Genomic DNA, 12,489 nt, shown 5'->3' with positions numbered 1-12,489 from the left:
TGGATCGGGACTCGGCGAACAAAATCGAACTGCGCCCGACGAAGTGCCCCTCCCCCGGCCCCTCCCCGTTCGTTCCTCACGGAGAGGGGAGAATTCGATCGCGCTCCGGCGGGCGGCGTCGCCTGTCGCCGCACCCCGGACCCTGCCCCACCCCCACCTCCCCCAGCAGTTTTGGGGGAGGTGGGCGAGTCATGCGAGCCCGGAGGGGGCGTCAGCGCCTCACACCACCGCCGGCTGCACGTCCAACGTCTCCACCGAAGCGCCGGCGGTGGCGGAGCAGACGTAGAGGCGCGGCGTGAGGCCGATCACCTGCTCGTAGGCGGCGGCCACGGTGCGCGCGAACTTGTCGGCGCCCTCGCGGCGCACCAGGGCCACGGCGCATCCGCCAAAGCCGGCACCCGTCATCCGCGCGCCGTAGCAGGCTGGGTGCGCCTGGGCCAGCTCCACCATCACGTCCAGCTCGCGGCGCGACACCTCGAAGTCGTTGCGCAGGCTGGCGTGGCTGGCGTTCATCAATCGCCCCATCTCCTCCGCGTCGCCGCGCCGCAGGGCGTCGGCGGCCTGCAGCGTGCGCTCGTTCTCGGTGACCACGTGGCGCGCGCGGCGGCGGATGAGCGGCTCCAGCCGGTCCTCGTTTGCGGCGAACGTCGCCAGGTCCACGTCGCGCAGCGCGGGAACCTCCAGCAGCGCGGCGGCCGTCTCGCAGTGGGCGCGGCGGTCGTTGTAGGCGCTGTCGACCAGCCCGCGGCGGGTGGCGGTGTCCAGGATGACGACGGCCGTGTCGGCCGGGACGGGGACGGCGCGCGTCTCCAGCGAGCGGCAGTCGATGAGCAGCGCGTACCCCTCTTCGCCCGCGGCGCTGATCATCTGGTCCATGATGCCGCACTGCACGCCGATCCACTCGTTCTCCGCGCGCTGCGCCGCCAGCGCCATCTCGCGCGCGTCCCACGGCATGCCGGAGAGAGTGGCAAAGGCGCGCGCGGCGGCCAGCTCCAGCGCGGCGCTGGACGACAGGCCGGCGCCGATGGGCACGTCGCCCGCGGCCACGCCCTCCCATCCGCCCAGGTCGCGCTTGCGCTTCTGCAGCACCCAGGCGACCGCCTGCACGTAGTCGATCCACTGCGTTCCCGAGCTGGCCAGGTGCGCCAGGTCGAACTCGCACTCCTCATCGAAGTCCAGCGAGCGGATGCGCACCACCGAGTCCGCACGCGGCCGCAGGGCGATCCACACGGCGCGGTCGATGGCCATCGGCAGCACGAAGCCATCGTTGTAGTCGGTGTGCTCGCCGATCAGGTTCACGCGGCCGGGGGCGCGCGCCACCAGCGCGGGAGCCCCGCCAAAGCGCTCCGTAAAGGTCTGCACCACCGCGGCCCGCGGGCCGTTCTCAGTCGTCATGCTCACGTATCCGGAACGGTGGATCAGGATGCGGCGCCGCGGCCGGCGTAGCCGTGCGGATTCGCGCTGTGCCAGGCCCAGGCGCTCTGGACGATGGCGAGCAGGTCGTGGCGCGGCCGCCAGCCCAGCTCGGCGCGGATGCGGTCGCTGGCGGCCACCAGCACGGCGGGGTCGCCGGGGCGCCGCTCGCCGGTCACCGTGGGGATGGGGTGCCCGGTGACCTGGCGGCAGGTCTCGATGACCTCGCGGACGCTGTAGCCGCGTCCGCTGCCCAGGTTGTAGGTGCGGCTGCCGCCCTCCAGCGCGTCCAGGGCCCGCAGGTGCGCGTCGGCCAGGTCCTCCACGTGGACGTAGTCGCGCACGCAGGTGCCGTCGGGCGTCTCGTAGTCCTCGCCGTAGACGGTCACGTGCGGCCGCTGCCCCAGCGCCACCTGCAGCACGATGGGGATGAGGTGCGTCTCGGGGGTGTGGTCCTCGCCCAGCTCCGGCGACAGGGCCCCCGCGGCGTTGAAGTAGCGTAGCGCGGCGTACCGCATCCCGAAGCGGTCGTCCATCCACCGCAGCATCTGCTCCAGGATCAGCTTGCCCTCGCCGTAGGGGCTGCCGGGGCGGATGGGGGCGGCCTCGTCGATGGGCACGCGCTCCGGCAGGCCGAACAGGTTGGCGGTGGACGAGAGGATGAAGCGCCCCACCCCGTGCTCGGCCGCGGCCTCCAGCAGGTTGAGCCCGTTGCGGACGTTGTCGCCCAGGTACAGGAAGGGCTGGTCCATCGACTCGCCCACCCGCGTGTGGCTGGCGAAGTGCAGAATGCCCTCGGGCGTGTGCTCCGCCATCACCCGCCCCACCGCGGCGCGGTCGGCCAGGTCGCCCTCCACGAACGTCGCCCCGGGGTGCACGGCGCCGCGGTGGCCCTGGTACAGGCTGTCGAACACCACCACCTGGTGTCCCGCCCGCGCCAGCTGCCAGACCACCGCGCTTCCCACGTACCCCGCCCCGCCCGTCACCAGCACCTTCATCGCGCGCCTCCGCTCGTCTGCATCGCCCCATCCTCATCCACCGGAGGCTCGCCCGGACCCTCCAGCTCCGCCGCCCGCACCGACACGCGATCCCCATCCAGCACAAGCGGCACCGTGAGCAGCGCGCGGAACTCGTTGTATCCCGTACGGCCCGGAAAGAAGGCGTGCAGGAAGAGCCAGGGCTCGCCGTCCGGGCCCTGCGCCACCGAGGGATGCCCCGGCCCCCACCACTCCGCCGTGGAGCGCAGGAGCGGCTCGGGAAGCTTGCGGTACGGGCCCAGCGGCGCGTCGGCGACGGCCACGCCGATGCCGTAGCGCGCGGTGGAAAAGTCGTTGCCGGCGTAGAACAGGTAGTGCTTGCCCCCGTGCCGGGCAACCCAGATTCCCTCGATGAGGTGCGCCTCCCACTCCTGGTCGTTCTCCAGCACCAGGATGCGCTCGCCCTCCACGCCGCGCCCGTCCGCCGCCAGCCGCTGCGCCCACACCGGCGTGCGCATGGCCTCCACGACGTCCCGGATGGCCTGCAGCACGCCGGGGTCCGTCTCCGTCGCCAGCAGCGCGTTCAATCGCTCCCGCACGGCGGCAAACCGGTCGGCCACCGCCTCGACCAGCAGCTGCTGGACGAAAAAGCGCTCCATGGGCTCCAGGGTGCGCACCCACGGCCACATCGACACGATCAGCGAGACGGTGCGCCGGTCCAGGTCGTCCGGCAGCAGCTGGGCGAGCAAGCGGCCGTGCTGGTGCAGAAGCCGGTGCAGCAGGCCGGGCCACACGCCGTTGGTGTCGTCCTTCCACAGCAGCCAGGCGGCGCCGTCGTCATCCATCACCACGTGCGGGTCGATGACGCCGCCGCGCAGCACCGGCTGGCCGGGCGTATCCCACGGCCCCTCGGGCCCCGGCCCGGTCGCGACGCCGATGGCCAGGCCGTGGCCGGATGCCTCGCGCGCGGCGAAGTACACCCGGTACTCGCCGCCCACGCGGTGCATCTCGGGCGCCCAGTAGTCCGCCACGCCCTCGCCGACGGCCGCCCACCGCGGCGTGTCGCCGCGGGGAAAGACGAAGCCGCGCAGCTCCCAGTCGCGCAGGTCCTTCGAGCGCGCGACGGGAAAGGCGTTGGGCGCGTCGTTGCTGGTGGCGACCAGGTAGTACCACTCGTCCACGCGGATGACCGCCGGATCGCCGTAGCCGTGCAGCACGCGGGACGAAAGGTTGCGCGTCAGAAGCGGCAGGAACGGCGCGCGGAAGGCGGGGGGCTCCGCCCGCTGCCGGTTGCGCGGCACCCGCGTGCCGAAGCGCGCCCCGATGGAGGCGAACAGGTCCAGATACGCCTTGTGCGTCCGCTCGCGCAGCCGGTACCTGCCCCGCACCGTCTGGCCGGACGCGTCCGGCCCCGCGACGGTAAAGGTGACGGGCGACCGGCGCGATCCCCCGCCGGTGACGCCGACCTCGAAGGCGTAGGGCGCGTCCGTGGCGGGGCTCAGCCAGAGCTCTCTCAGCACCACTGGGTCAGCGCTCGCAGGGCTCGCCGGAGGGCACCGGCATCGCCACCCCGGACGCGACGGGCTCCCCGAAGTCGGGGGTGCCGTCCGGGCGCCAGGTGAAGCGCTGCATGCGGATGACCCGGTTCCAGTTGGGCCCCGTATCGACCTTGGCGTGGTAGATGATCCAGTCCTCCGTCCCGTCCGGCGACTTCGCGAAGCCGTTGTGCCCCGGCCCGTAGACGCCGTTGGCCTCCATGAAGACGGGACCGGACTTGGTCCAGCTCGCGCGCTGCATGGGGTCCGCCCCGGCGTTCAGCCGCAGCAGCCCCAAGCGGTACGCGGGCGTCCACGACTCGCGGGTGGAGTAGGTGACGAACACCTGCCCGTTGCGCTCCAGCACCTGCGGCCCCTCGTTCAGGTCCAGCCCGTCCACGGGGTCCACGCGACGCTCCCAGCTTTCGGTGGGGGCGGAGATCTGCGCGCGCGGGCCGCTGACGGTCCACGGATTGGACATGCGGGCGATGTACAGGTACTGCGGCGTGCGGGCGACGGGGGTGTTGGTGTCCCAGCCCGACCAGATGCCGTACAGCTGGCCGTTCAGCCGGTGGACGGTGAAGTCGATGGCCCACACGTCGTCGGCGTGGGTGCCGGGGTCGCCGCCGGTGTCCAGCGCGCCCAGGTCCTCGTACGCGCCCTGCGGGTTGTCGCCGGATGCGCGAAGGACGCCGGCGCGCTGGTAGATGAAGGGCGCGTCCTGCGGGCCGGGGCGGCCGGCGGCGTAGTAGATGTACCAGCGGCCGTCCACCAGGCGGATCTCCGGCGCCCAGACGTGGGTCTGGTTCCAGCCGGTGCCGGGCGAGGTCCACACCTTGACGCTGTCGCGCATGGGGTCGGTGAGCTTTCTCGACCGGAACACCCAGATGGTGCTATTCTGTCCGTCCGCGTTCCTGGACTGGGCCATGTAGTACCAGCCGTCGCGGAACTCCACCCACGGGTCGGCGCCCCGGGCCACGGGGTTGGTGAAAGTGCAGGTGGCCGCGCTGGCGGCGGTGGTGCCCGGCGCCGGCGTGACCGCCCGCCCCGCCGGCACGCAGGCGCCCAGCAGCGCCAGGGCGAGCACGGCCGGCCCGGCGAACGACATCCCACGAGTGCGGTTCATCAGATGCATTCCTCTCTGCGTGTTGCCGGGCCGGTGAGCTACCGGCCCCTTCATCCCGAAGCCGCCGACCAGGGCGATCCCTACCTGCTCGCCGTCCCGGACGGCGTGCCGGCGGACTTCCGGTACTACGTGTACGTTACGCGCGACGAGACGAGCGACGGCCGCGGGGGCCGCGCCTCGCCGGGCGCGTTTCCCGTGTTCGCCTCGGACGACTTGGCCACCTGGCGTCCGCTGGGCCCCACCCTCCAGGCCGACGCGACGCGGCACGCCTTCTGGGCTCCATGCGTGCGCTACGTTCCCGGCCTGGCGCGCCCGTACGTGATGCTGTACTCGCACGGCGCGGGCATCGGCGAGCAGGCGCACATCGGGCACCAGATCCGCCGCGCGGACGCGGAGCGGCCGGAAGGCCCGTTCGTCGACAGCGGCCACGTGCTGACGCCGGACACCGACTTCGCCATCGACGCGGACGTGTACGCGGCGCCGGACGGCTCCCTGCGCATGGCCTACGCGACCGACTTCACGGACGCCGAGCCGTACGGCACCGGCATCGTGGAGGCCGCGGTGAGCGACGACCTTACGCGCGTTCTCTCCGCCCCCACCGTCCTGGCGCGCCCGTCGGAGGACTGGCACCTGTTCGACGCCGCCCGCCGCATGCCGTGGAAGGCCATCCCCGGCGTGGACTGGGCCACCGACACCGTCCGCTGGAGCACGGTCGAGGGGCCGGTGGGCGGCCTCACGAATCCGCTGGGCCGGCGCGTGTACCTGTACAGCGGCGGCTGCTACTTCGGCTTCTACGCCGTGGGCGCGCTAGTCGAGGACGAAGCCGGACGGCTGGTCAACGTGACGCGCGACGGGCGCGGCTTCGTCCTCGGTTCGCTGCCGGAGCACGGCTTCCATGCGCCGGGCCACTGCGACTGGTTCCGTGCCGCCGATGGGCGCGAGTACCTGGTCACCCACGCCCGCTTCGGCTCTCCGGCGGCGCCGCGCAACGCCTGCCTGGTCGAGCTGCGCTGGGACGGCGAGGGGCGGCCGTACTGCCCGCCGCCGGGCGCCTCCGCGGGGTAGCGCGCCGCCAGGCGAGAGGCGGTTCGAACCGGATCGAACTGGCGCCCGCGGGGTGCCCCTCCCCCCGGCCCCCTCCCCGTTCGTTCCTCACGGAGAGGGGGAGAATTCGATCGCGCTTCGGCAAGCTTCCAGCAGCCCGCCAGCGCCCCCTCCGCTCGCTTAGGCTCGCACCTCCCCCAAAAACCCTGGGGGAGGTTGGTGTGTCCGATCACTCCGTACTCGACGACCGGGATCGAACTGCGTCCGCACGGGTCCCGCGCCCCACGTCCCGCGCTTACCACCACCCCTCCCCCGGGGTTGGGGGAGGGGTCGACCGCCGTTGCGAGGAACGAGCAAAAGGCCGGTCGGGGGAGAGGGCCCCGCGGGTCGCGCCAGCCCCCGCCCATCACCCCATCACTCCATCACCCCATCACCCCATCACCCCATCACCCCATCACCCCTTCACCCCTTCACCCCTTCACCGCACCACCGGCGCCGGCCGCGGCTCGGCAGAGGGGCCGCGGTCCAGGCGCGGCCAGCCATCCACGTACCGAAGCCGATTGATCAGCATCACCCGGCGCGTGTTGACGTCGTCCGTGGGCTTCGCTCGCGGACGGCGTGTGTCCACCGCATGGTAGACGATCCAGTCCGTGCCGCGGGCGTCGGTGATGACGGAGTTGTGGCCGGGCGCGTTCCAGTGGCCGCCGCGCTCAAGGATCGCGCTCGTACGCGCGCCGGTGGCCTGCGCCAGCGTTTCGAACGGGCCCGTGGCGCTGCGGGAGCGGGCGACCATGGCGGCGTAGTGCGCGCGCGGGCCGCAGCAGTTGTCGCCGGAGTAGAACAGGTAGTACCACGGCGCCCGGTACGTCACCCACGCGCCCTCCACCAGCCGCTGGTAGTCGGTGGAATCCGAGGTCGGCACGGTGTGGACCAGGTCCACCGGGCGGCTGCCGGGCGCGAACGACACGCGGTCAGGCGCAAGCTCCTGCACCTTGATGGGCCCGAAGCCGGAACCCCAGTACAGCAGCCGCTTTCCCGTCCGCGGGTCGTCGAAGGCCATGGGGTCGATGTTCACGAAGCCGGAGCCGCACTGCAGCGGCTCCCCCCGGTCCGTGAACGGGCCCTCCGGACGCGTCGCGGTGGCGACGGCCAGGCAGAGGCCGCGCGTGGTGTCGCTGAGCGCGGCGTCCGGCTTGGCGGAGTAGTACAGGTAGTAGGTTCCGCCGTGCTCGGAGACGTGCGGAGCCCAGAAGTCCTGCGTCTGGCTGGCCCACCGCGGCTTGGCCGGGAGCGCGTCGCCGATCCGCTCCCACACCGCCAGGTCTCGCGAGCGCGCCACCTGGATGTTGATCGGCGCGCCATCCCGCTCGCCCTGCGTGGCGTACGCATAGAACATCCCGTCGGACGCGCGGATCACCGTGGGATCGGGGAAGTCCACGTCCAGCACGGGATTGGTGTACGTCGCGCCGCCCGCGACGCTCGTCCCGCCCGCCGGCGCGTTGGCTGAGGGCGCGGCGCAGGCGGCGAGCGCGGCGGCCAGCAGGACGGCGGATCGGCGCATCGTCATCATCCTCATCGACCTCACGAGGCCCCCGTGGCGGTGCGCGTCTCAGGGAGGGAGCGCAGGCGCTCGGCGCTGCTCTCGGGGGTGACGTCGCGCTGCGGCTCGCCCAGCATTTCGTATCCCACCATGAACTTGCGCACCGTGGCGGAGCGCAGCAGCGGCGGAAAGAAGTGCATGTGCAGGTGCCACTCGGGGTGCGGCTGTCCGTCCGTGGGCGCCTGGTGCAATCCCGCCGAATACGGAAAGCTGACGCCGAACAGGTTGTCGTAGCGCGTGGTCAGGCGCTTCAGCACGTCCGCCAGCTGGTCGCGCTCGGCATCTTCCAGCGCCAGCAGGTCGGGGACGGGGCGGCGGCTGACCACCAGCGTCTCGAAGGGCCACACGGCCCAGAAGGGGACCAGCGCCACGAAGCCGTCGTTGGCGCAGACGATCCGCTCCTCCCGCTCCAGCTCCAGCCGCAGGTAATCCTGCAGCAGCGTCCGCCCGTGCGCGGCGAAGTGCTCGGCCTGCCGCTCGCCCTCGCGCGCGGGGATCAGCGGCACGGAGCGCTGCGCCCAGATCTGGCCGTGGGGATGGGGGTTGCTGCACCCCATGGTCTCCCCCTTGTTCTCGAAGATCTGTACGTAGCCGATGTCCGGCCGGCTTCCCAGCCGCGCGAACTCGTCCGCCCACACGTCCACCACCCCGCGCAGCGCGGCGGGATCGAGATCGGGGAGCGACAGGTCGTGGCGGGGAGAGAAGCAGACCACGCGGCACACGCCCGACTCGCTGCGCGCGCGGAGAAGGCCACCTACTTCCACCTCCGCCTCGGGCGCATCCGGACGCAGGGCGGCGAAGTCGTTGTCGAAGACGAAGGTGCCCGTGTAGTCGGGATTGTGCTCGCCGTTGGCGCGGGTGTTTCCCGGGCACAGGTAGCAGCCTGGATCGTGCGCCGGGCGATGCTCCGCCGCGGGGCGCTCCACCTGCCCCTGCCACGGCCGCTTTGCCCGGTGCGGCGAGACCAGCACCCACTCGCCGGAAAGCGGGTTGAAGCGGCGGTGGGGATGCTCCAGCAGCGCGGCCGTCTCCGTTCCGTCCGTCACCGGCTCACCCGCCATGACCCGCCCGCTTCTGCAGGCGCGCCTGGACCACCACCACGCCCAGGAGGAAGACGCCGCGCAGCACGCCCTGCCACCAGGGGGTCACGGTGCCTTCCAGGTTGAACAGGTTGAAGATGATCCCCAGCAGCAGCACGCCCACGACGGTGCTGCCCACGCCGCCTTGGCCGCCGCTGAGCAGCGTGCCGCCCACCACGACGGCGGCGATGGCGTCGAGCTCGATGCCGTTGCCGGCCACCGGCTGCCCCGCGCCCAGCCGCCCCGCCAGCACCACGCCCGCCAGCGCCGCCAGCAGGCCGCTGAGCGCGTAGGTGGCGATGAGCACCCGGTCCACCTTGAGCCCCAGCAGCCGCGCGGCGTCCTCGTTGTCGCCGGCGGCAAAGACGTAGCGGCCGTAGCGCGTGTAGCGCAGCATCATCCACCCCGCCAGGAACGCCAGCGCCGCCAGCCACACCGGCACCGGCACGCCCAGCATCCGCCCGCGGCCCAGCCACAGGAATCCTTCGGCCGCACGGTCCACCCGCACCGAGTTCTCGCCCGTGGCGCCCAGGGCCACGCCGCGCGCCGCGATCATCATCGCCAGGGTGACGATGAAGGGCTGGATGCGCGCCTTGGCGATCAGCAGGCCGTTCATCGTCCCCAGCGCCGCGCCGGCCAGCAGCCCGCCCGCCACGGCCACCAGCGTGCCCTGCGCGGAAAGCGCCGCCGCCGTGATCCCCCCGATGGCCAGCACCGAGCCCACGGAAAGGTCGATCCCCCCGGTCAGGATCACCAGCGTCATCCCCAGCGCCACCAAGCCCACCATGCTGTTCTGCCGCAGCACGTTGAACAGGTTCTCGGGGGTCAGGAACGCCTCGTAGCGAATGAAGCCAAAGACGCACACCGCGATGAGCGCCACCACCACGCCCTGCCGCTGCAGCAGCGCCGCCGCCTTGGCCCGCAGCGCCGGCGTCCGCGGCGCGGCCACGCCGCCGTCCACCCGGTGACTTGCCCCCGGCGCGGGCGGCACGGCCACGGCCGAGGCGCCGCTCTGTTCCTGGGTATCCACTAGACCCTCCGGGGGCGCTGGAGGTACACGGCAAACAGGATGATGAGCGCCTTGAAGGCCAGCGCCCACGCGTAGGGAATGAGCAGCATGTTGAAGCTGGTGGCGATCACCTGCATGATCAGCGCGCCCACCACCGTCCCCGCCAGCGTGGCGCGCCCGCCGCTGAGCAGCGTGCCGCCCACCACCACCGCGGCGATGGCGTCCAGCTCGGCCCCCTGCCCGATCTTGGCGGCGGCGCTGGCGCCCAGGCGGCTGGCCTCCACCAGCCCCGCCATCCCCGCCAGCAGCCCGCTGATCACGTAGACCGAGACCACGGTGCGGTTCACCGGAACGCCCGCCAGCCTCGCCGCCGCCGGGTTGCCCCCCGCCGCCAGCACGTAGCGGCCAAAGGGCGTGGAGCGGAGGACGAAGATCGCCAGCGCGACGACAAGCGCCGCGACCAGCACCTGCACCGGCACGCCCAGCAGGTGGCCGCGGCCCAGGAACAGGAAGCCGGGGTCGTCGATGGTGAGCAGGGCGCCGCCGCGGTTGATGACCTGCGCCAGCCCGCGCCCCGCCAGCAGCGTCGCCAGCGTGACCACGATGGCCTGCACCCCGAAGTACGAGATGAAGGCGCCGTTCAGCAGCCCCACCGCCATCCCCGCCAGCAGCGCCAGCGGAATGGCGATGAACAGCCCGTAGTCCACCGTCACCGCCGCCACCGCCGCCGAGACGGCCATCACCGAGCCCACGGAAAGGTCCACGCCGCCGGTGGCGATCACGTACGTCATCCCCACGGCCACGAGGAGCGTGACGGACACCTGCAGCAGGACGTTCTCCAGGTTGCCGGCCGTGGCGAAGTTGGGGGTGAAGAGGGCGTTGGCGATGACCAGCACCGCCAGCGCCGCCGCCGCGCCCCCCGTGGGGCCCAGCGCGCTCCACCAGCCGGCCGCGCCCCCGCCGGGCCGCGGCCGGGCGGCTGTGGTTGCCTGCATCGCTCAGCTCTCCAGGGTGACGGGGGCCGCGGCCGCGCTGCCTTCGGCCATGGCGTGGATGATGGACTGCTGCGAGATCTGGTCGCCGCGCAGCTCGGCCACGTTCTGGCCGTCGCGCAGCACCACCACGCGCGAGCTGCCCTCCACCAGCTCTTCCAGTTCAGAGCTGATCATCAGCACGCCCAGGCCGGTGCCTGCCAGCTCGTTGATCAGCGCCTGGATCTCGCCCTTGGCGCCGATGTCGATGCCGCGCGTGGGCTCGTCCAGGATGAGCAGCGCCGGGTTCATGCACAGCCAGCGGGCCAGCAGCACCTTCTGCTGGTTGCCGCCGGACAGTTCGCGGATCTTCTGGTCCGCGCTGGTCGCCTTGATCCCCAGCCGCCGCATGAACTCGCCGACGATGGTCCGCTGCCGCGCGCGGTCCACGATGCCGTGCTTGGTCAGCGTCGGCAGCGCCGCGAGGGTCAGGTTCTCGCGCACCGACAATTCTGGGATGATCCCCTCGCCCTTGCGGTCTTCCGAGACGAAGGCGATCCCCGCGGCGATGGCGTCGTCCGGCGTGCGGGGAGCCAGCCGCTTCCCATCCAGCTGCATGGTCCCCTCCCCCGGCGGGTCGGCGCCAAAGATGGCGCGCGCCGTCTCCGTGCGCCCCGAGCCCAGCAGCCCCGCCACGCCCAGGATCTCGCCCTTGCGCACGTCCAGCGTCACCCCGCGCAGCTTCTGCCCGCGGCGCAGCCCCTCGGCGCGCAGCAGCGGGACCGTGCCCTCGGCCTCCGCCTGGTGGCCGCCGAAGCCGGTGGTGCCCTGGCGCAGGTCTTCGCGCGCCTTGCCCAGCATCAGGCAGACCAGGTCCAGCCGCTGCAGGTCGGCGATCGCGTGGGTGCCCACCAACTTTCCGTCGCGGAGGACGGTCACGCGGTCGCAGACCGTGTACAGCTCGTCGAAGCGGTGGCTGATGTAGACGATTGCGGTGCCCCGCGCCTGCAGCTGGCGGATGAGGTCGTACAGGATGGCCACCTCGCGCTCCGCCAGCGAGCTGGTCGGCTCGTCCAGCACGAGGACCTTGGCCCCGAGCGAGACACCGCGGGCGATGGCCACCATCTGCTGCTGCGCCGTGCTCAGCGCGCCCAGCACCGCGGTGGCGTCGATGGCCAGTCCGAGGCGCTGCAGCAGCTCCGTGGTGTCCGCGTTCATCCGCCCCCAGTCCACCAGCCCCCAGCGGCGCGGCTCGCGGCCCAGGTACACGTTCTCGGCGACGGTGCGAAAGCCGAGAAGGTGGATCTCCTGGTGCACCGCGATGACGCCGGCGGCCTGGGCCTCGGCGGGCGTGCGAAAGTTGACGGGCTCCCCCTCCAGCCACATCTGTCCGCCGTCGCGGTGGTACGCGCCGGTCATGATCTTGATGAGCGTGCTCTTGCCCGCGCCGTTCTCGCCCACCAGCGCGTGCACCTCGCCGCGCCGCAGGGTGAAGTTCACGCCGTCCAGCGCCGTGGCGCCGGCGAAGCGCTTGACGATGCCTTCGAGGCGAAGGATCTCGGGGGCGTCGGGGGGTGGGCTGGTCATGCGGAGCGGGGTTGGGGTGCGGAGAAAGTGCGTGAGTGCGTCAGTGCGTGAGTGCGTCAGTGCGTGAGTGCGTGAGTGCGTCAGTGCGTGAGTGCGTGAGTGCGTGAGTGCGTGAGTGCGTCAGTGCGTGAGTGCGTGAGTGCGTCAG

10 protein-coding genes are annotated in these 12,489 nt (G+C 72.3%); 1 reads left to right on the top strand and 9 read right to left on the bottom strand.

Annotated features, from left to right (window positions below):
• Positions 1-219: 219 nt before the first annotated feature.
• Genes galK through VGC13_RS05965 form a run of 4 tightly spaced genes read right to left on the bottom strand, consistent with a single transcriptional unit; the run spans position 220 to position 5,051 of the window.
• A complete protein-coding gene (gene galK, locus VGC13_RS05980) occupies positions 220-1,395 on the bottom strand; it encodes a galactokinase (RefSeq protein WP_331124310.1) in 1,176 nt (391 codons plus the stop codon).
• Between the two features lie 23 nt (positions 1,396-1,418).
• The gene (gene galE, locus VGC13_RS05975) at positions 1,419-2,411 is read right to left on the bottom strand and encodes a UDP-glucose 4-epimerase GalE (RefSeq protein ID WP_331124309.1); all 993 of its coding nucleotides are present in this window, start codon (positions 2,409-2,411) and stop codon (positions 1,419-1,421) included.
• Positions 2,408-3,910: a glycoside hydrolase family 43 protein gene (locus VGC13_RS05970; protein ID WP_331124308.1), complete on the bottom strand. Its 1,503-nt coding sequence runs from the start codon at positions 3,908-3,910 to the stop codon at positions 2,408-2,410. Before VGC13_RS05970 ends, galE begins: the two co-directional genes overlap by 4 nt.
• A 7-nt stretch (positions 3,911-3,917) precedes the next feature.
• The gene (locus VGC13_RS05965; protein WP_331124307.1) at positions 3,918-5,051 is read right to left on the bottom strand and encodes a glycoside hydrolase family 43 protein; all 1,134 of its coding nucleotides are present in this window, start codon (positions 5,049-5,051) and stop codon (positions 3,918-3,920) included.
• A gap of 3 nt (positions 5,052-5,054) precedes the next feature.
• Here VGC13_RS05965 and VGC13_RS05960 point away from each other — a divergent pair, with 3 nt between their 5' ends.
• A complete protein-coding gene (locus tag VGC13_RS05960) occupies positions 5,055-6,116 on the top strand; it encodes a family 43 glycosylhydrolase (protein WP_331124306.1) in 1,062 nt (353 codons plus the stop codon).
• 457 nt (positions 6,117-6,573) lie between these two features.
• Here VGC13_RS05960 and VGC13_RS05955 read toward each other — a convergent pair whose 3' ends face one another.
• From VGC13_RS05955 to VGC13_RS05935, 5 genes are read right to left on the bottom strand one after another with little or no spacing between them, the layout of a single operon-like run.
• Positions 6,574-7,662, bottom strand: coding sequence for a glycoside hydrolase family 43 protein (locus VGC13_RS05955; RefSeq protein WP_331124305.1), 1,089 nt, complete (start codon positions 7,660-7,662; stop codon positions 6,574-6,576).
• Positions 7,663-7,676: 14 nt separating this feature from the next.
• Positions 7,677-8,741, bottom strand: coding sequence for a UDP-glucose--hexose-1-phosphate uridylyltransferase (locus VGC13_RS05950; RefSeq protein ID WP_331124304.1), 1,065 nt, complete (start codon positions 8,739-8,741; stop codon positions 7,677-7,679).
• A gap of 4 nt (positions 8,742-8,745) precedes the next feature.
• Positions 8,746-9,804, bottom strand: coding sequence for an ABC transporter permease (locus tag VGC13_RS05945; RefSeq protein WP_331124303.1), 1,059 nt, complete (start codon positions 9,802-9,804; stop codon positions 8,746-8,748).
• The gene (locus VGC13_RS05940) at positions 9,804-10,778 is read right to left on the bottom strand and encodes an ABC transporter permease (protein WP_331124302.1); all 975 of its coding nucleotides are present in this window, start codon (positions 10,776-10,778) and stop codon (positions 9,804-9,806) included. The genes VGC13_RS05945 and VGC13_RS05940 overlap by 1 nt, the downstream gene beginning before the upstream one ends.
• A 3-nt stretch (positions 10,779-10,781) precedes the next feature.
• Positions 10,782-12,341, bottom strand: a complete 1,560-nt coding sequence (locus VGC13_RS05935; RefSeq protein ID WP_331124301.1) for a sugar ABC transporter ATP-binding protein — start codon at positions 12,339-12,341, stop codon at positions 10,782-10,784.
• Between the last annotated feature and the right edge of the window lie 148 nt (positions 12,342-12,489).

It is taken from the genome of Longimicrobium sp. (assembly GCF_036399255.1).
Classification (GTDB): Bacteria; Gemmatimonadota; Gemmatimonadetes; order Longimicrobiales; family Longimicrobiaceae; genus Longimicrobium.
The sequence above is the reverse complement of the archived record's forward strand: the minus strand, read 5'-3'. Positions and strand labels throughout refer to the sequence as shown.